This is a genomic window from Marinobacter nauticus (assembly GCF_003634635.1).
Classification (GTDB): Bacteria; Pseudomonadota; Gammaproteobacteria; order Pseudomonadales; family Oleiphilaceae; genus Marinobacter; species Marinobacter nauticus.
In genome coordinates this window covers 757231-782654 of sequence record NZ_RBJB01000003.1, presented here as the reverse complement: position 1 = coordinate 782654, position 25424 = coordinate 757231, and the positions used below count along the sequence as shown (strand labels likewise).

At 59.1% G+C, this 25424-nt stretch carries 25 protein-coding genes; 18 read left to right on the top strand and 7 right to left on the bottom strand.

Translation table 11 applies throughout. The features are described from left to right. Nucleotides 1-5: 5 nt before the first annotated feature. On the bottom strand, nucleotides 6-2114 hold the full coding sequence (locus C7436_RS09640) for a NosR/NirI family protein (RefSeq protein WP_121207673.1): 2109 nt from the start codon (nucleotides 2112-2114) through the stop codon (nucleotides 6-8). Nucleotides 2115-2340: 226 nt separating this feature from the next. Between C7436_RS09640 and pqqA the strand changes: the two genes are divergently transcribed. From pqqA to C7436_RS09580, 12 genes are all read left to right on the top strand, one after another. Beyond that, nucleotides 2341-2412 (top strand): pyrroloquinoline quinone precursor peptide PqqA, encoded by a 72-nt coding sequence (gene pqqA / locus C7436_RS09635; RefSeq protein ID WP_007153157.1) that lies wholly within the window; start codon nucleotides 2341-2343, stop codon nucleotides 2410-2412. Nucleotides 2413-2467: 55 nt separating this feature from the next. Then, on the top strand, nucleotides 2468-3385 hold the full coding sequence (gene pqqB / locus C7436_RS09630) for a pyrroloquinoline quinone biosynthesis protein PqqB (protein WP_121207671.1): 918 nt from the start codon (nucleotides 2468-2470) through the stop codon (nucleotides 3383-3385). An 8-nt stretch (nucleotides 3386-3393) separates the two neighbouring features. Continuing rightward, complete coding sequence (gene pqqC / locus C7436_RS09625; protein WP_114433881.1) at nucleotides 3394-4149, top strand: pyrroloquinoline-quinone synthase PqqC; 756 nt, start codon at nucleotides 3394-3396, stop codon at nucleotides 4147-4149. Between the two features lie 10 nt (nucleotides 4150-4159). Next, on the top strand, nucleotides 4160-4423 hold the full coding sequence (gene pqqD / locus C7436_RS09620) for a pyrroloquinoline quinone biosynthesis peptide chaperone PqqD (protein ID WP_023009649.1): 264 nt from the start codon (nucleotides 4160-4162) through the stop codon (nucleotides 4421-4423). Beyond that, complete coding sequence (gene pqqE, locus C7436_RS09615) at nucleotides 4420-5553, top strand: pyrroloquinoline quinone biosynthesis protein PqqE (protein WP_023009650.1); 1134 nt, start codon at nucleotides 4420-4422, stop codon at nucleotides 5551-5553. The genes pqqD and pqqE overlap by 4 nt, the downstream gene beginning before the upstream one ends. After that, entirely contained in the window at nucleotides 5534-7357 is a 1824-nt protein-coding gene (locus tag C7436_RS09610; protein WP_121207669.1) for a S9 family peptidase, read from the top strand. The genes pqqE and C7436_RS09610 overlap by 20 nt, the downstream gene beginning before the upstream one ends. A gap of 92 nt (nucleotides 7358-7449) precedes the next feature. Continuing rightward, nucleotides 7450-8613, top strand: coding sequence for an alcohol dehydrogenase-like regulatory protein ErcA (ercA, locus tag C7436_RS09605; RefSeq protein ID WP_121207667.1), 1164 nt, complete (start codon nucleotides 7450-7452; stop codon nucleotides 8611-8613). Next, nucleotides 8597-10351 (top strand): hybrid sensor histidine kinase/response regulator, encoded by a 1755-nt coding sequence (locus tag C7436_RS09600; protein ID WP_023009653.1) that lies wholly within the window; start codon nucleotides 8597-8599, stop codon nucleotides 10349-10351. The genes ercA and C7436_RS09600 overlap by 17 nt, the downstream gene beginning before the upstream one ends. 101 nt (nucleotides 10352-10452) lie before the next feature. Then, on the top strand, nucleotides 10453-12231 hold the full coding sequence (locus C7436_RS09595) for a CotH kinase family protein (protein ID WP_228198089.1): 1779 nt from the start codon (nucleotides 10453-10455) through the stop codon (nucleotides 12229-12231). Next, the gene (locus C7436_RS09590) at nucleotides 12228-12986 is read left to right on the top strand and encodes a polyphosphate polymerase domain-containing protein (protein WP_121207664.1); all 759 of its coding nucleotides are present in this window, start codon (nucleotides 12228-12230) and stop codon (nucleotides 12984-12986) included. The genes C7436_RS09595 and C7436_RS09590 overlap by 4 nt, the downstream gene beginning before the upstream one ends. After that, nucleotides 12970-13551, top strand: a complete 582-nt coding sequence (locus C7436_RS09585) for a DUF4956 domain-containing protein (RefSeq protein WP_014422641.1) — start codon at nucleotides 12970-12972, stop codon at nucleotides 13549-13551. The genes C7436_RS09590 and C7436_RS09585 overlap by 17 nt, the downstream gene beginning before the upstream one ends. Beyond that, nucleotides 13544-14668 carry an OprO/OprP family phosphate-selective porin gene (locus C7436_RS09580; RefSeq protein WP_121207662.1) on the top strand — a complete coding sequence of 375 codons (1125 nt, stop codon included), beginning with the start codon at nucleotides 13544-13546 and terminating at the stop codon, nucleotides 14666-14668. The genes C7436_RS09585 and C7436_RS09580 overlap by 8 nt, the downstream gene beginning before the upstream one ends. Here C7436_RS09580 and C7436_RS09575 read toward each other — a convergent pair. The 3 genes from C7436_RS09575 to C7436_RS09565 are packed head-to-tail and all read right to left on the bottom strand — an operon-like array spanning nucleotide 14665 to nucleotide 18199. Next, nucleotides 14665-16056, bottom strand: a complete 1392-nt coding sequence (locus C7436_RS09575) for a sensor histidine kinase (protein WP_121207660.1) — start codon at nucleotides 16054-16056, stop codon at nucleotides 14665-14667. The two genes, C7436_RS09580 and C7436_RS09575, sit on opposite strands and share 4 nt — an antisense overlap. Continuing rightward, the gene (locus C7436_RS09570) at nucleotides 16053-16697 is read right to left on the bottom strand and encodes a response regulator transcription factor (RefSeq protein ID WP_022993063.1); all 645 of its coding nucleotides are present in this window, start codon (nucleotides 16695-16697) and stop codon (nucleotides 16053-16055) included. The genes C7436_RS09575 and C7436_RS09570 overlap by 4 nt, the downstream gene beginning before the upstream one ends. Nucleotides 16698-16699: 2 nt before the next feature. Continuing rightward, a complete protein-coding gene (locus C7436_RS09565; protein ID WP_121207658.1) occupies nucleotides 16700-18199 on the bottom strand; it encodes a response regulator in 1500 nt (499 codons plus the stop codon). 196 nt (nucleotides 18200-18395) lie between these two features. Here C7436_RS09565 and C7436_RS09560 point away from each other — a divergent pair, with 196 nt between their 5' ends. Genes C7436_RS09560 through C7436_RS09550 form a run of 3 tightly spaced genes read left to right on the top strand, consistent with a single transcriptional unit; the run spans nucleotide 18396 to nucleotide 20615 of the window. After that, nucleotides 18396-18683, top strand: a complete 288-nt coding sequence (locus tag C7436_RS09560) for a hypothetical protein (RefSeq protein ID WP_121207656.1) — start codon at nucleotides 18396-18398, stop codon at nucleotides 18681-18683. A 42-nt stretch (nucleotides 18684-18725) separates the two neighbouring features. Further along, nucleotides 18726-20102 (top strand): class II fumarate hydratase, encoded by a 1377-nt coding sequence (locus C7436_RS09555; protein WP_121207654.1) that lies wholly within the window; start codon nucleotides 18726-18728, stop codon nucleotides 20100-20102. A 30-nt stretch (nucleotides 20103-20132) separates the two neighbouring features. After that, on the top strand, nucleotides 20133-20615 hold the full coding sequence (locus C7436_RS09550; RefSeq protein WP_121207652.1) for a CDP-archaeol synthase: 483 nt from the start codon (nucleotides 20133-20135) through the stop codon (nucleotides 20613-20615). Nucleotides 20616-20617: 2 nt separating this feature from the next. Here C7436_RS09550 and C7436_RS09545 read toward each other — a convergent pair whose 3' ends face one another. Beyond that, entirely contained in the window at nucleotides 20618-21589 is a 972-nt protein-coding gene (locus C7436_RS09545) for a metallophosphoesterase (protein ID WP_121207650.1), read from the bottom strand. A gap of 160 nt (nucleotides 21590-21749) precedes the next feature. On the opposite strand from C7436_RS09545, the gene msrA reads away from it, so the two are divergent. Both msrA and msrB read left to right on the top strand, forming a co-directional pair. Continuing rightward, entirely contained in the window at nucleotides 21750-22400 is a 651-nt protein-coding gene (gene msrA, locus C7436_RS09540) for a peptide-methionine (S)-S-oxide reductase MsrA (RefSeq protein ID WP_121207648.1), read from the top strand. Between the two features lie 10 nt (nucleotides 22401-22410). Continuing rightward, nucleotides 22411-22836 (top strand): peptide-methionine (R)-S-oxide reductase MsrB, encoded by a 426-nt coding sequence (msrB, locus tag C7436_RS09535; protein ID WP_023009665.1) that lies wholly within the window; start codon nucleotides 22411-22413, stop codon nucleotides 22834-22836. A gap of 7 nt (nucleotides 22837-22843) precedes the next feature. Here msrB and sorU read toward each other — a convergent pair whose 3' ends face one another. Both sorU and sorT read right to left on the bottom strand, forming a co-directional pair. Beyond that, a complete protein-coding gene (sorU, locus tag C7436_RS09530) occupies nucleotides 22844-23161 on the bottom strand; it encodes a SorU family sulfite dehydrogenase c-type cytochrome subunit (RefSeq protein WP_022993059.1) in 318 nt (105 codons plus the stop codon). A 57-nt stretch (nucleotides 23162-23218) separates the two neighbouring features. Further along, on the bottom strand, nucleotides 23219-24445 hold the full coding sequence (gene sorT / locus C7436_RS09525; protein ID WP_022993058.1) for a SorT family sulfite dehydrogenase catalytic subunit: 1227 nt from the start codon (nucleotides 24443-24445) through the stop codon (nucleotides 23219-23221). A gap of 204 nt (nucleotides 24446-24649) precedes the next feature. Here sorT and C7436_RS09520 point away from each other — a divergent pair, with 204 nt between their 5' ends. Further along, entirely contained in the window at nucleotides 24650-25414 is a 765-nt protein-coding gene (locus C7436_RS09520; protein ID WP_014422629.1) for a lysophospholipid acyltransferase family protein, read from the top strand. The last annotated feature ends 10 nt before the right edge of the window (nucleotides 25415-25424 follow it).

The following is a 25424-nucleotide window of genomic DNA, read 5'->3' as shown; positions in this document are numbered from 1 at the left end:
GGCGTTTACGCCCCTGCTGCATCTGTGGCCAGAATCCGAGCCTGTTTCTGCCGCTGTTTGGCCTGAACAATGGCGTCTACGCACTGATTCTGGTCCCGCAGAATCACAACGCACTCCAGGCACTGGATGCACTCGTCATAGTCCACCCGGCCATCCTTGCGGATTGCGTTGATACCGCATTCGTTTTTGCAATGCTGGCAAGGCTGGCCACAGCGTTTGACCCTCTCCAGCCAACTGAACACTCGCAGTCGCCCCAGCACCGCCAGTCCTGCTCCCAGCGGGCACAGATAACGGCAGTAGAACTTGTGAACGAACAGGCCGATCGCCAGTAAGGCGAGGGCGTACATTACAAATGGCCAGTGCCTGACGAAATACAGAGTAATGCTGGTTTTGAACGGCTCCACTTCAGCCAGTTGCTCGGCCAGGGTCAGTGAAAAGAACGCGGTGGTCACAAGCCCGGCCAGTATCGGGTATTTCAACAGGATGAGCCGGCGGTGCCATCTCTCAGGTATTTTTATCTGCCGCAATCCGAGCCGCTGACCTATCCACGCGACCAGTTCCTGAAGTGCGCCAAACGGGCAGAGCCAGCCGCAAAAAAGCCCGCGCCCCCAGATAAACAGGGTGACAAAGGTGTAGGTCCATAGAATGAATATCACCGGGTCCAGCAGAAATACGTTCAGGGAGAAGCCATCCCAGAGAGCCAGCAACAAGGTATAGATGTTTACGACCGATAGCTGCCCCTGGGCAAAAAAGCCAATAAAGAAGAGCGTGAAGAGCAGAAAGCCCCAGCGGAAGCCGTGCACCAGCCGGGGATACCGTGTCAGGGTTTTCTGGCGCGCAAAGAACACCGTCAGTATGGTCAGGCCAGCAACCAGCAGGCTGATCTGCCACCATCGTTCTTTCCAGAGCCCAATCCAAACCGGTTGCTGGCCTTCATTAAAGTCTGGTGCCACCTCGACCGGTTCAAACAGGTCCGGGGAAAAAGTCACGGGCAGCGTGAAGCGTGCGTGGTCGGTGATCAGGTGATTTCGTGGCGCAGTGATGTCCAGATGGAACGATGCCTCGGAACCCGGGTTGAAGCCCGCATTGCCGCCGACCCGGAACAGGTTCATGGAGGCCATATCGGGTGCGCCCGGAGCCATGATCTGTTGATTCGGTTCGAGCCAGTTCAGATCCCTCATCTCGATGGCCAGCTCATTCTGATTGAGACCGATTCGGCTGGGCGTACTGCCGGGCACAAAGGCTTCGCTGACATGAGGATATACGCCTTGTGACATCACCATAATGACTTTGCCTCGATCATTCAGGCGTTCCTGAAACGCTTTGTAGCCTTCGTCGCCAAGCAGGTTTCGCCCCACCATGGGTGAATTCACATAGGCAAAATAGATCTCTGTAAATGCCTCGCCGGATGGAGGCGACAGGTCGGTTGGGTAGTCCGTCAGCGGGCGGCCCAGCTTCGCCTCCACCTCCTGCGCTGAGAGTGTCCGCTTCTGGACGTAGCCGCGGTCCAGCAGTTGTTGCCAGGTCAGAGGCTCATAATAATCTTGTCGGGCCCTTGTGGGGGCCGCCTGGGCGAACCCTTCCAGCTTGCTTCTGGCAACTTGTAAGGCGGAGGAGAGTATCGTGTCATTGATGATCAGCACAGAAACCGTGGCCTTGCTCACACCATCAAAGTAGACCTGTTGGCCACCTGTGTCGCGACTGGAACGACTGGATGCCTGAACGATGATCTGGTCTTTCAGGGACCGCCCTTCATACTGCGCCACAAATTCGTTCAGAGGTGCTTCGCCCAGGCCATGCAGAAAGACAGGCTCGTGATGGTGAAGCACCTCGACGCCCGTGAATCGGCCTTTGGTGTCCAGGCCGATCATCATGTTGATCGGCTTGCCCGCGAATCCCTGCAAGGTAACAAAATCGGTTGAGACATAGGCGTACCCCAGCAGTTCCTGGAGCTGGTACACGGGGTAGACGGGAAAGTCCGGCAACTTGCCCTCAATGACGGTTGCTGATGGAAACAGAGACTGAATGACGGCCCTGGGCTCCGGTGGCGGCTCAGCCGCGTAGGCAGAGGCTGTGAACACCAGTGAGAGCAAGAGCATCAGGCGCCCTACCATGAGAAGTCTCCTGTGATTGTTATTGTTTCTCTCATGGTAGGGCACGGCTGGTGGGGCTCAATTCAACCTCCGGGCCAAAGGTCTGCTACTTTCAGGCGGGCAAAAACGGTCCCAAAGTACCATATGGCGTGGCAGGCACTGTGATTAGCATGAAAGTGATCGTGGGCGCTTGCCTGCGGTGCCCATAAATGCCAAGCACTAACAATCATGACAAGAGGTGAGCATCATGTGGACCAAGCCAGCTTATGAAGACCTTCGCATCGGTTTTGAAGTGACTATGTACTTCGCTAACCGCTGAGCCACGAATAGCCAGCCCCCGGGCTGGCTATTTGCGTTCTGCTCGGGAGGTTGCCATGCAGATTCGAATTCTGGGTTCAGGGGCCGGGGGTGGTTTTCCCCAGTGGAACTGTAACTGCCGGAACTGTGCCGGTTTTCGGGCCGGTACCCTGAATGCCCGTGCCCGGACCCAGTCATCCATTGCCATCAGCGACGATGGAGAGCGTTGGATTCTTTTCAATGCCTCACCGGATATCCGGGCCCAGCTTGCTGACTTTCCAGCCATGCAGCCGGGGCGTTCGCTACGCGACACCGGAATCTCTGCCATCGTCCTGATGGACAGTCAGGTTGATCACACCACCGGATTGCTGTCACTGCGGGAAGGGCTGCCGCTGGACGTTTGGTGTACATCGCAGGTGCACAGTGATCTGTCCACCGGCTTCCCGCTGTTCGAGATGCTCCTGCACTGGAATGGCGGCCTCAATTGGCAAGCCATTGAGCCGAACGAAGATACGGCGTTCACGATACCGTGCGCGCCAACTCTGGCGCTAACGGCTATTCCGCTCCTGAGTAACGCTCCGCCGTATTCTCCAAGGCGAGACCAGCCGCACCCTGGCGACAATATTGGCCTATTCATTGAAGACTCCGTCAGTGGTCAGAGCGTTCTATACGCGCCCGGCCTGGGGCAGCCGGATGACCGGATCAAAGCCTGGATGGCCCGAGCTGACGTGCTGTTGGTGGATGGTACCGTTTGGCATGATGATGAAATGATCCGCCAGGAAGTCGGCACCAAAACTGGTCAACAGATGGGGCATCTCGCGCAGGCCGGGCCGGGTGGCATGATTGAGCTGCTGGACACATTGCCGGGCGCGCGCAAGATCCTCATTCACATCAACAATACCAATCCCATCCTTGATGAGGCCTCGCCAGAGCGCGCTGAGCTTGCGGCGCATGGTATCGAGGTGGCGTGGGATGGCATGCACATACACCTGTGAGGTCCGCCATGAACGCACAAGTTACGCCTGCCCTGCATCGGGACGATTTCGAGGCCGCGCTGCGTGCCAAGGGCGGCTACTACCACATCCATCATCCATTCCACCGGGCCATGTACAGCGGTGGGTGCACGCCTGCCCAGATCCGGGGGTGGGTGGCAAATCGTTATTACTATCAGATCAACATCCCCCAGAAGGATGCGGCAATCATGGCGAATTGCCCGGATGCCAGCGTCCGTCGTCTGTGGTTGCAGCGTATTCTGGATCACGACGGTCATGATGACGATGCCGGAGGCATTGAAGCCTGGTTGCTTCTGGCCGAAGCTGTGGGCCTGACGCGAGAGGAGGTGATTGATCAGCGGCACGTGTTACCGGGTGTCCGTTTTGCGGTCGATGCCTACCTCAACTTTGCCCGTCGGGCCACATGGCAGGAGGCTGCCTGTTCCTCGCTGACCGAGCTGTTCGCGCCGGAGATTCATCAGTCTCGCCTGGACAGCTGGCCAGATCATTATCCCTGGATTGAGGCGGAGGGTTACCGGTATTTCCGCAAACGCCTCTCTGAAGCGCGCCGGGATGTGGAGCATGGTCTGAGTATTACGCTGGATCATTTTGTCTCGGCCGCGGATCAGCAGCGAGCGTTCGAGATCCTGCAATTCAAACTCGATATTCTCTGGACCATGCTGGATGCCATGACCATGGCGTATGTTCACGAGACACCGCCCTATCATACAGTGACAGATCAGCCGGTGTGGCATCGTGGTCTGTAAGGAGGTAGCCATGGCTCAGGTTCCCCGCTTGCGTCGAGGTTTCCGGTTTCAGTGGGAGCCGGCACAGCAAAGTCACGTTCTGTTGTATCCGGAGGGCATGGTCAAGCTTAATGGCAGCGCCGGTGCCATACTGGCGGAAGTGAACGGTTCTCGCACCAGTACCGAGATTGTCGAACTTCTGGAGCGGGCGTTTCCGGAGGCTGGTCCCCTGTCAGCCGACGTCGAGGACTTTCTCGCCGAGGCAACCCGCCAACACTGGATTGAATGGCTATGAGTGGTGAACACGAAACGGTTGGTCACCCGCTCTGGCTGCTTGCTGAGTTGACCTACCGCTGCCCGCTCCAATGTCCCTATTGTTCCAATCCGCTGGATTATGCCGATCAGGCGCATGAGCTTTCGACGCGCCAGTGGCTGGAAGTGCTGAAGCAAGGCCGGGCAATGGGAGCTGCCCAGCTGGGCTTTTCCGGTGGCGAGCCCCTGGTGCGGCAAGACCTGCCGGAGTTGATCGCCGGCGCCCGGGGCATGGGTTACTACACCAACCTGATCACATCGGGCCTGGGACTGACGGAGGCGAAGGTTCAGGATTTTGCCGAGGCAGGGCTGGATCATATTCAGGTCAGCTTTCAGGCATCGGATCCTGAGCTCAACAATGCGCTGGCTGGCTCCAGAAAGGCCTTTGATCAGAAGCTGGCCATGGCGAGGGCGGTCAAGGCGGCGGGCTATCCGATGGTGCTCAACTTTGTGATCCATCGTCACAACATTCATCAGATGCCTGACATTCTTGCGTTGTGTGAGAAGCTGGGAGCCGATTATGTTGAGCTGGCCACTTGCCAATACTACGGGTGGGCGTTTGCCAACCGGGAAGGGCTGATGCCCTCGAGAGATCAATTGGTAACGGCTGAGGCCACCGTGAATCGCTACCGCACTGATCTGCTTGGGCGGGATCATCCGATGAAGGTGATCTTCGTAACCCCAGATTACTACGAAGAACGTCCAAAAGCCTGTATGAATGGCTGGGGCAGCCTGTTCCTGACCGTTGCCCCTGACGGAACGGCGCTGCCTTGTCACAGCGCCCGGCTTCTGCCGATCGAGTTTCCCAATGTGACTGAGCAGTCGCTGGAGGATATCTGGTATCGCAGTCCCGGGTTCAATCATTACCGTGGTGACCTCTGGATGCCGGAACCCTGCCGTTCCTGTGACGAAAAAGGCAAGGATTTCGGGGGGTGCCGCTGTCAGGCTTACCTGTTGACCGGGAACGCCGACAATGCCGATCCGGTTTGCGGAAAGTCACCACATCACGACCGGATCCTGGCCGCCCGAACGGCGGCCGATCACGCGACGGCTGGTCTGGAGGATCTGATCTACCGAAACGCCCGGAATTCCCGTGTCATTTGCCGGGGATGAAATCCTGTCGGCCCGCACGGCGTGTCTTGAAACTCAGCAGTTTTCGGAACTGAAAGCCGACGGCGGGCTACTGTTCTGGCTGGCTTCTGAACCCGGCTCCGGGCGTGTAAACCTGTGGCGCTTTGACGGCGAGCGAACACGAAGAATCGAGACCGGTAACGGTGTCGGCAGTCGCCTGAACGGATACGGTGGCGGTGCCTTTGCGGTGATGGGGCGATTCATATGCTGGGTGGCAGAGGATCAGAGTCTCTGGCAGCTGGATCTTGGAACGGGCGTTCGGCTCAGCCTGGCCGCTCCCTCAGGGGCACGGTGGGGAGGGCTGGTGGCAGACCCCCACCGGCAGCGCTGGTTGGCCGTACGAGAATGCGGCGATCAACAGGCCCTGGTGGCGATTGACTCGTCTGGACAGATTACGGTGCTCGACGACCGTTTTGACTTCTACAGCGCGGCGGCGCTCAGTCCGGACGGCAAGGCCTTGGCCTGGGTCAGTTGGCAGCTCCCGGACATGCCTTGGGATAGGTCCATGTTGTGTCTGGTGCGGCTTGGTGCCAACGGCGATGTGCGGGATGCGCTGGTTGCGGAACCGCCGGGAGGCGGGTCGGTCCAGCAGCCCCAGTTCGATGATAGCCAGCTCTGGGTTCAGTCGGATCACCTTGGCTGGTGGCAGCCGTTTCGGGTGGATCGAAATCACCACTCGCTGCGTTGGACCGCAGGAACTGAGGTCATGGCCGATCACGCCAACGCGCCCTGGCAGCTCGGGGAGCGGCATAGTTGCCCCCTGTCTGGCGGGGGGTGGGGACAGGTCCGTTATGTCAGGGGGTGGGCCGAACTCTGGATTGATCGAGACGGCCGGCGTCGCCGGGTGGCATCGTCTTACTCGGATTTCCGGTGGCTCTCTGCGTGGAGTAATAGCCTCGTTTGTCTGGCCCGACGACCGGATAGCGCGGATCACATTCTCAGGATTGATCCGGACACCGGAAGGGAGGAGGTATTGAGTGCGGCCACTTCACCGATCGCAGAACGCGACTGGGTCTGGCCGGAGACGGTGTGCCTGCCTCCAGATGACCTGTTTTCGTTCGAGCTGCAAAGCTTTCTGTACCAACCGGCAAAGCCAGCCAAGGCCTCACCGCTCATCATCCTGGCCCATGGCGGACCGACCTCGGCTGCCTACGCTACCTTCAATGCCCAGATACAGTTCTGGTGTCAGCACGGGTTTGCGGTAGCGGACGTGAATTACACCGGCAGCACCGGTTTTGGTCGGGCATATCGTCAGGCGCTGGCTGGCAACTGGGGACGAGCCGATGTTGCCGATGTTGTAAGGGTGAGGCATTCGCTTGGCGCCAGCCGCGGGATAGACCCTGAGCGGGTGTTTATCCAGGGGCGCAGTTCCGGTGGCTATACCGCACTGATGGCAGCCATGCAGCCGGGACAGTCATTTCGTGGTCTCGGCAGTCTGTTTGGCGTGACCGAACCGTTGAAGCTGAAGGCAGCCACCCATCGGTTTGAGTCGGGCTATCTTGACTGGTTGTTGGGCCCACCGGGTTCTCGAGGTGTTAACTGGCGTTCCCGGACACCGGCCTTCCAGGCAGGCCGGATTGCGTGTCCGGCGCTGTTTTTTCAGGGCGGAAAGGACCGGGTGGTGGTGCCGGAGCAAACCCGGGAAATGGTGGCGGCTCTCAGAGCTGCAGGCCAGTGCGCCGAAATGGTCTGGTTTGATGAGGAGGGGCACGGTTTCCGGTCCCCGGAGAATCAGGTCACGATGCTGGACACACTATGGCGCTTCTATCGCAGACTGGCAGAGTGAGCCGGCCTTAGCCAAAAGGTCGATGAAGCGCTCGCCAAGTTGCGTTAATATGTCAGTTACTCCTATAACAACAACCGTACGCGTCAGGCCCCATGAGTTACGACATTTCTGCTTTGCGAAAGTTTGTCTCTCCGGAGATTGTGTTCGGCGCGGGTTCACGCCGATCGGTGGCCAATTTTGCCAGTAATTTCGGGGCGCGCCACGTGTTTCTTGTCTCGGATCCCGGTGTCCAGGCTGCCGGGTGGGTTGGTGAGATTGAAACGCTCCTGAAAGAAGCCGGCCTGGCCTGTACCACTTACACCGCAGTTTCCCCCAATCCCAAGGTGGATGAGGTGATGGCGGGCGCCGAGCAGTACCGGTCGAATGACTGTGACGTTATCGTCGCCATTGGTGGTGGCAGCCCGATGGACTGTGCCAAGGGCATCGGTATTGTCGCCACGCACGGTCGGAGCATTCTGGAGTTCGAAGGGGTGGATACCATCACCAATCCCCCTCCGCCCTTGATACTGATTCCGACGACGGCGGGAACCTCTGCCGACGTATCCCAGTTTGCGATCATTTCGGACCCCAATCGGCGCTTCAAGTTTTCCATTATCAGCAAGGCGGTCGTGCCGGATGTCTCTCTGATTGATCCGGAAGTCACGGAAACCATGGGTGCTTATCTGACCGCCTGCACCGGGGTGGATGCGCTGGTTCACGCCATTGAAGCATTTGTGTCTACCGGCAGCGGACCGCTCACCGACACGCACGCTCTCGAAGCCATCCGACTGATCAACCGGAATCTGGAGCCATTGGTTGCCAACCCGGCGGATCCGGTATTGCGCGAGCAGATCATGCTGGCCTCCATGCTGGCGGGCCTGGCCTTTTCAAATGCCATTCTTGGGGCAGTACACGCCATGTCGCATAGCCTCGGGGGCTTCCTGGACCTGCCCCACGGATTGTGCAACGCGCTATTGCTGGAGCACGTGGTGGCCTACAACTTCCCGTTTGCCGAAGACCGCTTCCGGCGTGTGGCGGAGGCCATGGATATTGATACCCGGGGAATGAGTAATGCCCAGGTCAAAAAACACCTGATGGCCCGTATTGTTGCGCTCAAGAAAACCGTCGGCCTCGAAGCCCGGTTGAAAGAGCTGGGTGTGACGACATCGGATATCCCCTATCTTTCAGGCTATGCATTAAAGGACCCCTGCATACTGACCAACCCAAGGAAGTCGTCGCTTCGGGATGTTCAGGTGGTTTATGAAGAAGCCCTCTGAATCGCCTGACAGTGGTTTTGGCGTTGGCGATCTGCTGGGACTTGGCAGTCAGTCGGTGCGTAAGAATTATTATCCGGCCTTGCAGGAACGTATTGAGGAGCTGGAGCGGGAACGCAACCGTTACAAATGGCTGTTCGAAAACGCGCTGCATGGCATTTTCCAGGCCAATCTGCGGGGTGGTTTTCTGGCCTGCAACCCGGCGATGGCGCGGATTTGCGGATACGACAGCCCTGAACAGCTTCAGCACCGGATGATCCGGCTTCGCGAACAGCTTTTTTTCAGCGCCGCAGAGTTTGATGTCATTCGCCAGGAATTGCTGGATTACGGCAGCCTTAGCGCGCGGGAGGCCCGTTTTCGTCGGGCCGATCAGTCGGCCGTCCATGTCGCCGTGACCATGCTGCGGCGGCCAGACCTCGGGCCTGAAGTGGTGGAAGCCTTTGTTGCTGATATCACTGACCGCGTTCAGGCCCGGGAAAAGCTCGAACAGCTCAACGCAGAACTGGAACGCCGGGTGGAGGAACGCACTGAAGCGTTGCAGAACGCCAACGTGGACCTCCGCTATCAGATTGAAGAGCGCGAGAAAGTTGAGCAGGAGTTGGTGATCGCTGTCGATGCCGCCAAAGATGCAAACCGGAGCAAAGACAAGTATCTGGCCGCCGCGAGTCACGATTTACTTCAGCCATTGAATGCCGCCCGGCTCATGATCTCGGCGTTGCAGGACAGCACCCTGCCCGATGCCGAACGCCGGATGGTGCACCAGGCCCACCGTGCTCTGGAAGGCGCAGAGGATCTTCTGGCCGATTTGCTGGACATCTCCAAACTGGACCAGCAGGCGATGAAGCCCGATCTGGTGTATACCGACGTCGATGAGCTGGCGCGCAGTCTCGGCAGCGAGTTTGAGGCCGTGGCGGCCAACGCAGGGCTTGGTTTTCGGGTCCGCTCTTCACCGGCCATGGTGCGCACGGATCAACGTATGCTCACCCGTATTCTTCGAAACCTGCTCAGCAATGCCTTCCGTTACACGCGGTCCGGTGGTGTGATGCTGGCGGTGCGTGTGCGCGATGATGACGTTCGGCTCGAAGTCTGGGATACCGGCGTCGGAATTGATGCCGCCAAGCTCGATGAAATCTTTACCGAGTTTCATCAGATCCTGCCGCAGGGGAGCGGTGGCAGGCAAGGGGTTGGCCTTGGGCTGGCCATTGTCGAGCGAATGGTTCGGGTTCTGGGCTATCGGATTGACGTGGCGTCAAGACCCGGGCTTGGCTCTCGCTTCACCGTAACGCTGCCACGCGTTCCCGTGCCAACGTTGCAGGCCTTTGCGAAGCCTGCCCCGGCCGTGTCGACAGACCGCGGTTTTGAGGGAGCTCCGGTTCTGGTCATTGATAACGAGCCAGCCGTTCTTGAGAGCATGGCGATGCTTCTCAGTCGATGGGGGTGTGTCGTGATTACGGCCGGTGGCCGGGACCATGCCCTGGCCCGACTGGATGAATCCGGCTTGACTCCGAGAGCCGTGCTTGCGGATTACCATCTCGATGATGGCCAGACCGGTTTTGATGCCATTCACTCGGTGCGGCGACATCTGGCGATGGACCTGCCCGGGGCCATCATTACGGCTGATCGCAGTGACGAGACGCGGGCCTTGTTACGAGCCCAGTATCTTCCTGTATTGAATAAACCGGTCAAGCCCAACCGACTGCGGGCATTGCTGACCAGCCTGATTGCCTCGTCGTCGTTCTGACGCTGTAAGACCGTCTTACAGACTCCCGTGCATTCCAGCCGCAATACTTCCTGAAGCCGGTTTTCCCCCGGCCACGATAGACAATCTTCAGGGAGTGCTTCATGACAACAACAGGATTCAGAACATCGTGGGGGCGCTGCCGCTGGCTAATGGCAGGCATGGCGTTGGTGGTGCTGCAGGGCTGCGGGGGCGGAGGCTCGGATTCTTCTGATCCCTCAGACTTCGATGCTCCGGTTGAGCCGGTCAACATTGGTGGCGATGGCGACCTTTACGCCCCGGATCGGATAATGGCCGTGGACATTCGTATGTCCGCTGATGATTTCGAAAAGCTGCGTGCCGAGGGGCGTACCCTGGCGAGCACGGATCGCGAGTGTATACCGCCGTTTGAATACACGGAATTTACCGCGCGTGTGTCGATTGATGGCGATCGGATGGACAACGTCATTGTTCGCAAAAAGGGTTATATGGGTTCTCTCAGCCCAAGCATTCCCTCTCTCAAGCTGGATTTCAACGACCTGCAGAAAGGCCGGACCTACCAGAATTCCTCGCGGATGACCCTGAACAACAATCGCCAGGATCCTTCCAATGCCAGGCAATGCATGGCGTATGACCAGTTCCGTGAAGCCGGCATTGCGGCGCCAAGATGCAACTACGCCAGGGTAACCGTGAACGGCGAAACACTCGGCGTGTTTACCAATGTAGAGCCTCTTAAAAAGCCTTTCCTGACCCGTGCGTTCGGCAACGATGAGGGCAATCAGTATGAGGCGCAGACTGCCGATTTTGGTACCTGGCTGAGCCAGCGATTCGAGAAGAAGACCAACGAAAAGGAAAACGACCGCAGCGATCTGCAAGCCGTTGCAGAAGCTCTGGCGTTGCCAGATGAGCAGATGCTGAACGTGTTGCCGCAGTTGGTCGATGTGGACCGGTTCATCCGGTTCTGGGCGGTGGAGACCTTGCTCGGCGCCTGGGATTCCGCCACCGGCAATGCCAACAACTTCCACATTTACCGTAATCCGGAGGACGGACTGTTCCATTTCATTCCCTGGGGGGCGGACACGGCTTTTCGCGGGGACCATCCGCTCAAGCCGCTAACCGGTGTTTTCTATCGCAACTTCCGGCTCGCAGATCGTCTGTTCCAGATACCCGAATACCGGGCAGCCTATTATGCGGAGTTGGAGAACCTGTTGGAAACCCAGTGGGATGAGAATGCCTTGATCGACCGCCTGGCGCGCATCCGGCAATTGACCGGAACCACCGAGGAAGCGGCGGCCAGCCTGGAACGCTTTATCATCGGCAACGGTGAGCCGGGCGACGATGATTACCAGCCCGCCCGCAGGGTTGTTCTGGAGCAGGCGATGGCGGCGGAGACGCCGAATGGCGAAGTCTCGCTACTGGCGGATAAGGAGCCGGATTGCAGCGCGCCCGCCACGACGGCTTTGACGGGCAACATCACATCCCAGAGCGGAAATGACCGAGGTGCATTCAATTTCACCTTGCCGGACGGGCGCAACGTCAGTGCCAGCCTGACCTACGCCGCCTTTGAAGTGGACAGCCTGGTGTATTCCGTGGACCGGGAAACCAAACCGGCGGTCGTTAGCCTCCTGATGATCGGCGTGGATGCCGGTGACAGCTTCAAACCCTATGTGCTTCAGCTGTTTATTGAATCGTCGGACTACGTACCGGGTAGCCATCGCTTCCATGGCTTTGCCACCAATGCGCTGCTGTTTGAGGTGGATGAGAGCCTGCCCGGAGATGTCCGGACGATTGCTCTGGGAGCTCAAGGGCAGATTACCCTGACCAGTGTTGGCACCGGGGAGCAGGCCGGGGACGTGGCAATCACCCTGGATGCCACCTTGGAGTACGTGGCCGACGTGCCATGAACATGGCCGTTGGTAGCCCGGAGGCCAGATTTGCCGGGCATTCCCTTGAGGCGCAGGCAAGAGCGCTCCTGATGAACCGTGTGGACACCAAATTCATGATTCCGGCTCATGAGCTAGACCAGTGTCTTCAGGGCCTGGAGCGCGAGTATTCGATGCTTGAGATTGGGACGGCTCGGCGTTTTACCTACGACACCCTGTATCTGGATACGCCGGACAGCCAGCTGTATCTGGATCATCACAACGGCAAGCTCAATCGTTTCAAGCTGCGGATTCGTCACTACCGGCAAAGCGGAGAGAGCTTTCTTGAAGTCAAGAAGAAGAGCAACCGGCAACGCACCATCAAAACCCGCTTGTCGTTAACCGGAGACGGTCGGGACCCGCACGTCATCAATGATTTCCTTTCCGGGCAATTCGGCCTTCCGGCTGCAGGGATGCGGCCGGCACTTTTTGTCCAGTATGAACGGATGACTTTGCTCCGGCGGGACGGCCATGAGCGGGTGACGGTGGATACCGGGCTCTCCTTCCAGACGCCTGATCGAAAGCATTCCGTTGCGCTCCCGTGTCTTGCCATTTTCGAAATCAAATATGACCGGAAAGCCTCTGGCTCGCCTTTGATGGCGCGTCTGGCCGCGCTCGGATACAGGCCGGTGACTTTCAGCAAGTACTGCGTTGGTCGGGTTTTTCTGGACGGAGACAACCTGAAAACCAATCGATTCAAACCGTTGTTAAGGAGCGTTCATGGAATCTGCAGTTGACCTCCATTTTGTTATCCGGCTGTTGATTAATGCGGCCTCGGTATTGGTATTGATTCGCTGTTATTACCGCTATTCCCGTCACCGGGAGAATGCCGCCTCTTTCATTCTCTTCGGCGTTGGCGTGTTTCTGGTGACGGCGCTGCTGCATTCGGTCACGGTCACGATGGGCTTTGCCTTTGGCCTGTTTGCCGTGTTCTCGATGCTGCGTTATCGCACCGAAGCCCTGGGTATCAAGGAGATGACCTACCTGTTCCTGGTGATCGCCATGGCCTTGCTGGCGGCAGTCGGGACCATGCACCACCTGGAGTTGATCATGCTGAATGGCCTGGTCATCGCCCTGGCGGTTGTGCTCGAGACCCGCATCCTGTTACCGCGACACGGTGAGAAGGAGGTGGAATACGAAAAGATCGAGAACGTCCACCGGCAACAACAGGCAGCCTTGATTGCCGATCTCAGGGAACGCACCGGACTGGATGTGTTCCGGGTTGATGTGGTGTCTGTCAGCTACCTGAGAGACACCGCGATGCTTCGAATGCACTATCACCTGGAGGCGGGGCATGAATGAGCAAGTGGGCAAACTGCTGGCCTTTGCGCTGCTGCCGATGATTGGTTCAGGCGCCTTGGCGAGTGATGGCGACGGGGGGGCTCGGGCGGAGGTGAGTGGTTACATCGCGGCCGGTGTCGACCACTACGGAGCGTTCCATGATGAGGACGGAGAAGAATCCACGACGCGTGGCGTGTTGCGCAACGCCAAGCTCCAGGTTGAACTGGCGTGGGGCGACGCCTGGGAGGCCGAGATTGACGGCAGCTACGAGATTGAAGGCGACAACAAAGACGCAGAGTTGGGCGATGCCTATGTTCAGTACAACGGCCCTGATCGCCTTGCCGTCCGGCTGGGCCAGTTCAAGGAGCCGTTCGGTATGGAACGGCTGACCAGCTACTCAAGTCTCAGTGCGGGTGAGCGCTCAATGGCTACCTCAGCTTTTGCGCCGGGCCGTTCACTGGGGGTTATGGTGGGGCAGTACCGGAAATCCTCAACCTGGGCGCTGGGTATATTCAGCGATGAGCGTAAACCGGAAGACGGCAGCGCTGTAACTGCCAGAGTCTCCCGTGCTCCCGTCCGCTCGGAGGATCAGGTACTCCATCTCGGTGCAGCAGCATCCTGGCGCCAGCATCGTGAGGAGGAATTCCAGATCAAGGATGAGGCCGAGGTGTTCAGCGCTGACAACGTGGTTCGCAGTCCCCGCTTTGAGGCCCGTGAAAGCAGGCTTGCGGGCGTGGAGGCCGGTTGGCAGTTTCATCGGTTGACCGTGACAGCAGAAGTCATGGCTCAGGAGGTGCGTCGTAAAGGCGGAGAATGGTGGCGGTTTACCGGGGGCTATGTCCAGGCCGGCCTGCTGTTGACCGACGACCAGCGCCCCTACGAGCGGGGCGAGTTCAAACGCATCAAACCAAAGAGTAACGGCGGCGCCTTGGAACTGGTGGCGCGTTACAGTGCCGTTGATCTGAGGGATCGAAGCATCGGGGCGGAAGCCAGCGTCACCACCGTGGGCCTGAATTACTATCTGGGTAAAGACATTCAGCTTCGCTTGAATTACCTGATGCCGGAGATCAGCGGTAATCGTCTGTCGCCGGATCCCGGGGGCAATGCTGCGACCCTGCGGCTGGTTTACCGGTTTTAGTTGGGAGGGCGAGTGCTTTTGTCGGGCCCATCGATATGCCGGGGTAGTTCCAGTATCACCTCGGTCCATTGCCCGGGTTCGCTGGCAATTTTCATGGCGCCACGATGATGCCGCATGATGGTGTGGCAGATACTCAATCCCAGCCCCAGGTTATCCGGCGTCTCGCTGGTGGAGAAAAACGGGTCAGTCAGTCGCTGCAGGTCACTGGAGTCGATGCCTTTGCCATTATCCCGGACGGTAATGCTGGTCACGGCTTCGGTGGCGGCAGCGGTAATCCGGATTTGCGGTCGTGCAGGGCTAGCAGCACGGATGGCTGACGATGCATTCATCAGGAGGTTGACGAACACCTGAATCAGCGGTGACGGAAAACAGGCGACCGAGAGGCCAGCGGGGATCTGGGTGGTGACTGCGGTGCCCTGAAGCTGGTGCCGGCAAAATCGCAGCGCGGTTTGCACCAGCTTGTCGAGATTTACAGCCTCCGGGCCATGATCCGGCGCCGGGCGGGAGAATTCGATCAGATCCGAGACGATTTCTGCAATCCGGTGTTGATGGCTTGCCGCATCGTCCAGCGCCTCGGCCACATCCGGATTCCGGTTGATCGCCGCGGAAAAGTCTACCGCCTGTATGGCGCAATTGAGCGGATTGGTAATCTCGTGCAGCAGACCCTTGGCCATGTGGCTCAGGGCCTGGTGTTTCTGCTCCTGGGCCAGTTTGTCCTCGGTGGCCTCCAGTGTCTGCAAGGCGCGGGAAAGTTGCCGGTTTCGATCTCTGAGCAGAAACTGCAGGGCCAGCAGGTTGCGCAGGAACTGGGAGAAAAACCACGCCGATAACGGCGAAACCACCAGGCACATCAGAATCAGCCAGTTGGTGATTACGCCGATAAGCACGGTGACAACCTTATCGGTCGGGACCGTGACGGCGGTGGCCAGCACCAGAAGGATCAGGTTGGCCGCCAAAATGATGCTGGTGTGCTTCAGCGACAGGGTGATGATGCCGACCGAGCTGATAAAAAAGAACAGCCCCACCACAGGCGCGATGGCGGCGCCGGCACCGATATAGCCGAGGTAGCTGAATGTCGCCATGTTGATGAATACGAGATAGACAACCAGCGGTGCCGCTCGCCGCAACCGGGTGAAGCGATGAGCCAGAATAAGCGCTGTCAGCACCCCGGTGTAGAGCAGGTAACCGGCAAACACCGGGGGCTCCACTGAGTGCGTGAGCTGCCCGGCCAGGAATAGCAGGGTGCCGATAAACGCGATGATCAGGTAGACATCGGCGAACAGCGGCAGCACGCGGTACCGGTACTGGGTGCGCGAAAAACGTTCGAACCGCCGTTGCCGATCAACAGGCAGCTGTTTGATCTGCTCAATACCGGAGAGCAGGTTCATGGTAACGCCCTTTGGTGATGTCTTTGCATAAACAGAATCAGCTCCGGCAAGCGTTCGAAGCCCAGCTTGACGAAGATCCGGTCCTTGTAGGAATGCACCGTTTTACAGGACACCCCCAGCTCCTCAGCGATATCTCGAACCGCGACCCGCTGTGACATCAGTCTCGCCACCTCCCGTTCGCGACCGGACAATGCCTGGTAAGCGGTAAGAGCGTCATCAGCCCGGTCGCGTGTTGATTGCCAGTTGCCAAGGTATACCTGGCCGCTGCGAATGTAGAACAGGGTCTTGATCAGTTCCTGGATCGACTGCTGTTTCGAGACCACCGCCTTGATTCCTGATTCCAGGTAAATCGCCATGCGCGAGCTGTTGACCGGAGTGTCGGAGATCAGCAGCACCGAGAGCGCCGGGTGCAGGCTGAGGGCATTTTCAGCAATGGTGAGTCCATCATTGTCTTTCAGATTCTCTTCAATCAATAGCACGCCGGGTCTGACAGCAGCCAGGCGTTGCAGCGTCTCAACGCCGGTCTCGGATTCGCCTACTAACTCAATGTCTTCGTTATGAAGAATCTGGAATAGCAAACCGTCGCGGAAAAGACGGTGGCTGACGGTCGCGAACAGCCGGAGTCTGCGCTGAGGGTTCACGGTCAGTTACCCGATCCCGGGAGTACCGGCAGGGTAATGGCCAGATGCAGGCACTGGCCATCTGCCTCAGCACTGACGTCCCCGCCCAGCAGGCTGGTGGTGACGAACAGCATCAGAAGTGCTGCCTGTTGTTCAAGAAGCGGATCGGAGAGCCGCGTGAGCGGAGCCAGTAGATGGCTATAGATGCGTAGCGGTTGTTCCGGGGCTACGTGAAGCTGATCGCGACTCTCGGTTAGCACCAGGTGGCTCCAGTCAAGACCGGAGCTGACAAGCAGGGTGTTGAGGGCTTGCCCCAGTAATTCTGCCGGCGAGCAGGGTGGAGACGATGTGGCCCGTTCCTGGGGCGTGGTCCCGCTGAATAGTGACGTCATCCGGCTCTGCCCGGGGCCTGCCGGGACGATGTTTTCCAGCCGACTGAGTTCCTGCCGCACATGGTCGCAGAACCGCCGGACAAGCTCCTGTTCCAGATGCATGTCCTGGCTGGCCCTGAGGTGTGCTTTCGCCGCAGGCAGGTGGTCAATGCTGGCCACGGTATCCAGAAAAGCGTTCAGTGTGGTATCGGGAACCTGGGCGCTCAGGATCGGCCTCAGATGATCGACGAGCCTGCCGTGGCGTTGCAGGCGAAGCTCGGCAAAGCGTTTCCGGGTTTCGCAGCGGGTGTTGTCCAGGGCCGACGCCAGCTCACGGTGGCGAGCGATGGCTTCCCGGAACAGTGGCAGCAAGGTTTGTGCTTGCCAGGGTTTTTTCTGGTAGCGAAAGATCCGGCCTTCATTCACGGCATTGAGGGCAACGTCCACCTCGCCCCAGGCGGAAGTCAGAATCCGGACAACGGCCGGATGAGACTGACGCAACTCATCCAGCAGCTCTTTGCCCTGCATGCCCGGCATCCGTTGGTCCGTCATCACCACTGCAATGGGCGCGCCTGGCGTTCGCAGATGTTCCAGTGCCGCTTCCGCAGTGTCTGCGGAAAGCAGGGAGAACTCATCCTGCAGGTGTTCGAGTTGACGGATCAGATATTTCGTGGCGGCAGGTTCGTCATCGACAATGAGCACAACGGGGCGCTGCCCCTCGGTGTTCGGCAGCGATGGCTGGTGCTCGGTCTGGCCGGACAGCTCTGGGCTTGTCAGGGCCGCTGTCAAAAGGTGTGAGCGTATGAGGTCTGGGTCCAGGGGCTGCTCGAAGCAACGATCGATTACCTGGGTGTCCAGCAGCGCCACCAGTTCGCTCAGGATAACGCGCTCGGTTATCAACACCCGGAGCACGGTGGGATATTGTGTTCTGGCCTGGACCAGCAGAGTGGAGTTAATGGCGGTTGAGGTTTCGCATCCGGCTATCACCAGCGCTGCGGGCGGTGCTTCAGCGGCCGCTATGTGCTCAAGCACTGCCTCATCCGAGCTAAAGGCGTGTATCGAGAAGTCCTGCGCGAACAAGGCCTCGAACGTCTGCTTTGCCTCTTCGCTATGGTAGCGCAGTAAAACCGCAGGTGAGTGGAAGTGCCCCATGTTTACCGGTCGTTCCTTGATATCGAATCGGCTGGACAGGTTATCAGGGTGGCATTCGTCGTTTTGTAGGAAAATCCTACAAATGCAGGATGGGTTGCCGGAAATGTTTGTTTCTGTGATGACTTTGGCAATTGCCAGAGCCCGGTGCCTGAGAGCGACTACACTTATCGCTGAGTGCTTTCAGGAGGGAAATGTCATGACCACTCAAGACGGCCATCTCACTAACCACGAAGTCACCATCTGCCTTGCCGGTGGCGCCGTGCTGGGTCCGTTCAATGCTACCTGGAGCCAGGACTCCGGCGGTGATGTACGAGAGCTGGTGCGCGAGTACGATGCCTTTCTGCGGGGCGAGAAGCAGAGCCGCTTCAAGTTTCACCTGCACGACACCTACACCAATACCGTGCACACACTGATTCTGAATTTTGAGCAGGTGACCGGCATCTGCGACCATGTCCGCCTGAAATCCCATGGTAACGGCACCTGAGGGCCGCTGTGGGAAGCTATCGAGCGTGACAAGGAGGATGTGATGACCGAGTTCAGAACTGAAAAAGACAGCCTGGGTGAGGTCCGGGTACCGGACAGTGCGCTCTGGGGCGCGCAGACCCAGCGTGCGGTGGACAATTTTCCGGTCAGTGGGCAGCCGATGCCGCCCGAATTCATTGCCTCTGTGGTTCAGGTCAAACGTGCGGCGGCCCAGGCCAACGCGTCACTGGGCTTGCTGGAGCCGGAACTGCGTGATGCCATTTGTGACGCCTGCGACCGGTTGCTGAAAGGGGAACATGCAGATCAGTTTCCGGTGGACCGTTACCAGACCGGCTCCGGTACCAGCACCAACATGAACGTGAACGAGGTGATCGCGGCTCTGGCGCGAGAGAAGGGCGTGGAGGTTAATCCCAATGATCACGTCAACATGAGCCAGAGTTCCAACGACGTGATCCCGACTGCGATCCATGTCAGCGCTGTGCTGGCAGTGAAAAGCCGGCTGCTGCCGGCGCTGTCGCATCTCCGGGGAGTGATCTACGGCCGGGAGGCTGAACTGTCCGGGCAGGTGAAGACCGGGCGCACTCATCTGATGGATGCCATGCCGGTGACACTTGGCCAGGAGCTCAGAACCTGGCGGGAGCAGGTCGCGGCGACCGAGCTTCGCCTTGAGCGGGCCATGGAGGACCTGGCGGCACTACCCCAGGGCGGTACCGCGGTAGGTACCGGGGTGAATGCTGCGTCGGAGTTTGCTGGCCAGTTTGTGAAGTTTCTGAAGCAGAATACGGGCTATCCGTTCCGGTCGCTGGAGCACAAGTTTCTGGGGCAGAGTGCGGTTGATGCGCCTGTGGCACTGTCTGCCCAGTTCCGCGGTGTGGCCGTGGTCTTCACCAAGATCGCCAATGACCTGCGCTGGATGAACAGTGGTCCGATCCATGGTCTGGCTGAAATCAGCCTGCCGGCCTTGCAGCCGGGCAGCAGCATCATGCCTGGCAAGGTGAACCCGGTGATACCGGAATCGGTGGCGATGGTGAGTGCCCAGGTGACCGGGCTGGATGCGGCTGTCGCCATGGCGGGCCAGTCCGGCAACTTCCAGTTGAATGTGATGCTGCCACTGGTGGGCGCAAATCTGCTGGATATGTGCGGATTGCTGACCAATGCCTCGAACCTGCTGGCAGACAAGGCCCTGCAAGGGTTCACCGTTAATACCGAAAACCTGAATGCGGGGGTGGGTCGAAACCCGGTTCTGGTGACGGCATTGAACCCTGAAATCGGCTACGCCCTGGCCGCGGATATTGCCAAAGAGGCATACCGTAGCGGGCGCCCGGTTATCGACGTTGCCGAGGAGCGGAGCGGATTGAGCCGCAAACGGCTTGAGGAACTGATGGACCCGCTCAAGCTGACCCGAGGCGGACTGACCTGATCTGGCCGGCTGTTAACAGGGGAAAGCAGAGTGCTGTTGTCGCTTGAGTTGTTTGTCATGCTGGTGCTGGCCAACGGGTCTCCAGTGGTTGTGGCGCGGTTGTTTCACCAGCATGGCAGTTGGCCCCTCGATCGTGGCCGGCTGTGGCGCGATGGCCGACCGCTGCTGGGGCCCAGCAAAACCTGGCGTGGGCTGGTATCCGGCGTTCTGACCTGCGCGCTGTTCGCCCTGTGGGTGGGCCTGGGCTGGTTGTTCGGAGCGCTGTTTGCTTTCCTGTCGCTGTGGGGCGATATGCTCAGCAGTTTCACCAAGCGCCGTATGGGATTGGCTTCCAGCGCCCGGGCGGTCTGGTTGGATCAGCTGCCCGAGGCGCTGTTACCTATGGTGATGGCCTGGTACTGGCTGCCGCTGCCACTGTGGGAGGCGGTCGCCGTTGCCCTTCTGTTCGCATTGTCCAATATGTTGTTCTCTCCGCTGTTTTACCGCCTCGGTATACGTAAACAGCCACACTGAACTCAGGGCCCGCGAGTGAGGGTGTGAATGGTCACTTCCGGGGGGCAGTTCAGACGCACATTCAGAACCGAAGTGCCGGCTCCCGGTGAGGTGTAGCCTTGCATGCCGTTTACCTGCCAGAGCCCGCGGCCAAGGCGCCTCGGGCAATCGGAGTCGAGCGTCAGCGGGATGCCGCCAGGCAAACAGAGTTGCCCACCGTGGGTGTGGCCGCAGAGGAACAGGTCGTAACCGGCATGGGTGGCTTCCCGCCAGATTTCCGGTGTATGACTGAGTAACAGGCTGATTCCCCCTGCGGGTATATCGTCGCCGGCCCGGTGCAGGTTGTGAACCTTGTAGTAGTGGGCATCGTCCACACCGGCCAGGTACAGGCGGCTGTCGCCGCGCTCCAGCGGTACCATTTCATTCATCAGTAGCCGATAGCCCATGTCTTCAAGAGCCGGCACCATTCGTACACTGTCGTGGTTGCCCAGCACGGCATAGGCGTCGCCGTGAATGGCCTGGCGCAGTCTGGCCATACCGTCCAGAGCATCGTCTACAGGGCCCCAGGTGCGTTGGCGGTAATCGCCGGTCAGAACGCACAGATCGTAATCCAGCGGGGCGATTTGCCGTATAACTGCCTGCAGGTTGGCTTCGTCCATATCGACATGCAGGTCGGTCAGGTGAAGGATGCGGAAGCCCTCGAAGGCCGAAGGGAGATCGGGCAACACGAAGGTGTTGTGCTCGGTGGTGAGTTTCAAACTGTTGGCCTGAGCCCGGCGTAGCAGGCCCACGGCCTTCAGGCAGAAACGAATCAGTTTCGGAGCGTTGGTCAGGTTTTCCAGATGGAACGAGCGCTTGTCCCGCCCGAACACCCGGGCTTCGGTTTCCCGCTCAATGCCGAGGCGTTGACGGGCATGGACGGGCCCGAGCCTCAGGCTCAGGCGGTAGTGGAGCAGCTCGTCCTGATCTTCCGATACGCGAACCCTTGCGGTCATGCTGTTATCCCTGATGCCGAGCGGAACCTTATCAGTGGTTCCTGTCTTAATTATGGTTGTTGCCCTGGGTAGTGCAAATTACAGGTGCTGATTTGGCTTTTCAGTATTGAGACGCCACAATCAGTGATCATTCGACGATGTATAGTGTACGGAGTGGCCCATGACCGATGCATGTAATCTGCCCGGCCTGAGTGTTCCCAGGAGTCGTTTCCCGGACCCTGAACAGGATCTGCCTGAAGCGGCCGGTGAGTCCCGGCTGGTGTTGGCGGGGGGCTGTTTCTGGTGTGTGGAAGCGGTCTTTCTGGCGGTTGACGGTGTTCAAAGTGTGACCTCTGGTTATGCCGGCGGTGAAGCCAGTACCGCGAATTACGAGGCGGTCTGTACCGGGAAAACCGGGCACGCCGAAGTCATCGAGGTGCATTATGATCCGGCACGAGTCAGCTTCGGCCAACTGCTGAAGCTGTTCTTCTCGGTGGCCCATGATCCCACCCAGCTCAACCGACAGGGTAACGATGTCGGCAGCCAGTATCGCTCCGCGATATTCTATGAGACCCCAGAGCAGCACGATGTAGCCGAGGCGTATATCCGCCAGCTGGATGCCGCCGGCGTGTATCAGGATCGCATCGTGACCACCCTGGAGCCCCTGGAAGCCTTTTATCCGGCCGAGGAGCACCACCAGAACTTTGCCGCCCGTAATCCCTGGCAACCATACATCATGGCGGTAGCGGCACCGAAGATGGAAAAACTGGCCAACACCTGGCCCGAACAGCTGAAGCCCGAATTCAGCAAAGACGACCCGGACCAGGCTTGAGGAGGCACCCATGTCTGTATCTGCAGCAGGCTATGACCTGACACCGTTAACCCGGGCCGAAGTGGAAGCCCGGGCTGAGCATCTTTCTGAGGAAGAACGCCGGGTGCTGCTCGATCACGGCACCGAGCGTCCCTTCTGTGGCACGTTGCTGGATAACAAAAAGTCCGGCACCTATCATTGCCGGTTGTGTGATCTGCCGCTGTTCAGCTCCGATTCCAAGTTTGATTCCGGCACTGGTTGGCCAAGTTTTTTCCAGCCCTTCGACCCGGAGCATATCCGATACCTGGAGGACTCCAGTCTTGGAATGACCCGTATCGAAATTCGTTGCCCCCGTTGCGACAGTCACCTGGGCCACGTGTTCCCTGATGGGCCGCCACCTACCGGGCAGCGTTATTGTCTGAACTCCATTGCCATGGACTTCCGCGAAACGGAATAGGGTCCTGCTACTTGGCGCTGGTGACGGACACCACATAGTCTGCTACCGCCTGAATCTGGCTTTCGGTGAGGGATTCCTCAAAGGCGGGCATAACGCCAACGCCACTGGTCACGGCCCGGATTACCTGATCCCGGTTCGGGCGCAGCTCATCCAGGTTGGGGCCGATAGACCCGGAGGCGCCGGCATCGGCCAGCGTGTGGCAAATGGTGCAGGACGGTTGCGCCACTTCCGTGAAAATCGCCCTTCCCGATTCGTTGTCGGCATGGGCGGTTTGTAAGGCCAGGGTCAGGCTGGCGGCCATCAGTGTCTGAGGCTGTCTCTTCATGGTCTTCTACATCTGGAATCAGCGGGCAGCGCTGTCTCCGGCTCCGCCCACTGAGGATCAACCCACGGTGACCGTTACGCCATGGTCACTCCATCCGTTGTGGCCGTAGCCACGCTCGTTATCTATCCGCCCTTCGGGCTGGCTGTTACCCTCCACATCGGTGGCCTTGCTGACAATTCGGTGCTCGCCAGGGCCGAAATCGACAGCCATCACAAAAGGACGCCAGGCAAAAGGCCCCAGATCCGGCCCCAGGAACCGCGCCGGTTTCCAGTTTTTGCCGCCGTCGGTCGATACTTCCACCTTATCCAGCGCGACCGTACCGCCGAAGGCCACACCGTAGATCATGTTGCGTCCCTTCCGGCCGGACTCCAGTGGTGAAGTGACCCAGGATTTAACGTTCATCTCCCACATGGAGGGCTGGTCTGGTGAGCCCTTCATGCCCACATCCCGCACCCGATAACCCGAGGCCTGGATCTTGGCGTCAGTCTGATTTTCGGTAAGGGCAATCTGTTTCACGTATTTAACGTTATTCACACCGTAGTAACCGGGCACCACCAGCCGCAGTGGTCCCCCGTGGGTGTGTGGCAGAGGCTCGTCGTTCATCGCCCAGGCGAGCAGGGCGCTGTCCAGGGCGCGGGTGGGAATTGAGCGCTCAACCATGATGGATTTTGGGTCGACTCCATCGGGCAGACTCTCACCGCCGGTTCCGGTGATGTAACGTACACCGTCCACAGCTCCGCCGAGCGCGTCGACCACATCACGCAGGGGTACTCCCGTCCACATGACGCATCCGGCAGCGCCTACGGACCACTGGGTACCGCTGGCTCCGTGAGGGAAGAACGCCCGACCGTTGCCGGAGCACTGAAGTACCGAGGCAACGGTGGTCACGCCCATGGATTTCAGCTCACCCACGGTCAGGGTTCTCGGATTCTTCACGCCTTCGACACGGACTTCCCAGGCATCCGGGTTGTCGGTAACGCTTGCGGGCGGAGCCGGCAGGTTGTTGCGCACAAACAGTCGGTCGCTGGCGGTGATGACGCCGTTGCCGATGGCGCCGCGCTGGGTTTCCATGGTGTTGGTGCTGTGGATAATCAGCGCGCTGCGTTCTTTCCAGGCGGCATAATCCGGTAGCGATTTTGGTTCTTCCGCGGCGCTGAGCCGGCTGAATCCCAGCAAGCTGACTGCCGCCATGGCGCCGGCGCTGCCGATCAGAATGCTGCGCCGGGAAGGGTTGGCAAGGCCCGGGTCGTTAGGGCCCCGCTCCAGGGTTGTTTCGGTTTTCATGTTCCGTCTCCAGTCTTTGGTCTTGTTTGCGGACGGGCGAATACGCGGTTCGGTTTGCGTATGTATAACCTTATTACGTATAGATCCTGGTTAATAATTGATCAAATATTCAGGTGTTATTCAGTGGGTCCGGGAGCCGGTATAATCCGCCGCTATTGTCCGGCCCCTGCAGGCGCCGGCCGGAATGTTCCTGAGGTATTCAAAATGAAGCGACTGAATCTGAGCCCGCTTACCGAGTCGGCCACCCTGCTCCGACGTGCCGGCGTCGTGATTGGCTCCGTGGGGCTGACAGCGCTGTACTCGCTCTTGATCCTGTTGCGGGCCCTGTTCGGACGCCTGAACCGGCCGATTGTCGACAAATATTGCCGGGAATGGTCGGCGGCGTTGTTGCGGCTGGTTCGGGCGAGCCTGGTTGTTCGCGGAGAAGTGCCGGACTTCAACGATGGCCGGCGCTACATCATCATGAGCACCCATGCCAGCCACTACGACATACCGGTCAGTTTCGTGTCGCTGCCAGGTTCAATCCGCATGCTCGCCAAAAAAGAGCTGTTCAGCATTCCTCTGCTGGGGCAGGCCATGAGGGCGGCCGAGTTTCCATCTATTGACCGTTCCCGTCGAAACCGGGCGGTGAAGGATCTGGAGAAAGCCCGTCAGATGATGGAAAGTGGCATTGTGTTGTGGGCAGCCCCGGAAGGCACCCGCTCTCCGGACGGTCAGCTGTTACCCTTCAAGAAAGGCTGCTTTCACCTGGCCCTGGATACTCAGGCTGTGATTGTACCGGTGGCTATTCGGGGGATTCATCGGGTGCTGCCCGCGCGCACCTGGCAGATTAACCTTGGGCAGCCGGTGGATGTGCGCGTGGGCACCCCCATCGACACGGCAGGAAAAAGCAAGGACGACATTGCGGAGATTATGGCGGGCGTGCGGGAGAATCTGGAGGAATTACTGGGCAACGGCGAGGCAGAATAAGCTGCCCCGC

Bases quoted from the DNA above. Each gene is read 5' to 3' on its own strand.
- C7436_RS09545 (WP_121207650.1), bottom strand. From the start codon at position 21,589: ATGACCGCAAGGGTTCGCGTATCGGAAGATCAGGACGAGCTGCTCCAC.
- C7436_RS09600 (WP_023009653.1), top strand. From the start codon at position 8,597: ATGAAGAAGCCCTCTGAATCGCCTGACAGTGGTTTTGGCGTTGGCGAT.
- pqqD (WP_023009649.1), top strand. From the start codon at position 4,160: ATGGCTCAGGTTCCCCGCTTGCGTCGAGGTTTCCGGTTTCAGTGGGAG.
- C7436_RS09555 (WP_121207654.1), top strand. From the start codon at position 18,726: ATGACCGAGTTCAGAACTGAAAAAGACAGCCTGGGTGAGGTCCGGGTA.
- pqqE (WP_023009650.1), top strand. From the start codon at position 4,420: ATGAGTGGTGAACACGAAACGGTTGGTCACCCGCTCTGGCTGCTTGCT.
- C7436_RS09565 (WP_121207658.1), bottom strand. From the start codon at position 18,199: ATGGGGCACTTCCACTCACCTGCGGTTTTACTGCGCTACCATAGCGAA.
- C7436_RS09595 (WP_228198089.1), top strand. From the start codon at position 10,453: ATGACAACAACAGGATTCAGAACATCGTGGGGGCGCTGCCGCTGGCTA.
- C7436_RS09560 (WP_121207656.1), top strand. From the start codon at position 18,396: ATGACCACTCAAGACGGCCATCTCACTAACCACGAAGTCACCATCTGC.
- pqqB (WP_121207671.1), top strand. From the start codon at position 2,468: ATGCAGATTCGAATTCTGGGTTCAGGGGCCGGGGGTGGTTTTCCCCAG.
- msrA (WP_121207648.1), top strand. From the start codon at position 21,750: ATGACCGATGCATGTAATCTGCCCGGCCTGAGTGTTCCCAGGAGTCGT.
- C7436_RS09580 (WP_121207662.1), top strand. From the start codon at position 13,544: ATGAATGAGCAAGTGGGCAAACTGCTGGCCTTTGCGCTGCTGCCGATG.
- C7436_RS09640 (WP_121207673.1), bottom strand. From the start codon at position 2,114: ATGGTAGGGCGCCTGATGCTCTTGCTCTCACTGGTGTTCACAGCCTCT.
- pqqC (WP_114433881.1), top strand. From the start codon at position 3,394: ATGAACGCACAAGTTACGCCTGCCCTGCATCGGGACGATTTCGAGGCC.
- C7436_RS09575 (WP_121207660.1), bottom strand. From the start codon at position 16,056: ATGAACCTGCTCTCCGGTATTGAGCAGATCAAACAGCTGCCTGTTGAT.
- C7436_RS09585 (WP_014422641.1), top strand. From the start codon at position 12,970: ATGGAATCTGCAGTTGACCTCCATTTTGTTATCCGGCTGTTGATTAAT.
- msrB (WP_023009665.1), top strand. From the start codon at position 22,411: ATGTCTGTATCTGCAGCAGGCTATGACCTGACACCGTTAACCCGGGCC.
- ercA (WP_121207667.1), top strand. From the start codon at position 7,450: ATGAGTTACGACATTTCTGCTTTGCGAAAGTTTGTCTCTCCGGAGATT.
- C7436_RS09590 (WP_121207664.1), top strand. From the start codon at position 12,228: ATGAACATGGCCGTTGGTAGCCCGGAGGCCAGATTTGCCGGGCATTCC.
- sorU (WP_022993059.1), bottom strand. From the start codon at position 23,161: ATGAAGAGACAGCCTCAGACACTGATGGCCGCCAGCCTGACCCTGGCC.
- C7436_RS09520 (WP_014422629.1), top strand. From the start codon at position 24,650: ATGAAGCGACTGAATCTGAGCCCGCTTACCGAGTCGGCCACCCTGCTC.
- sorT (WP_022993058.1), bottom strand. From the start codon at position 24,445: ATGAAAACCGAAACAACCCTGGAGCGGGGCCCTAACGACCCGGGCCTT.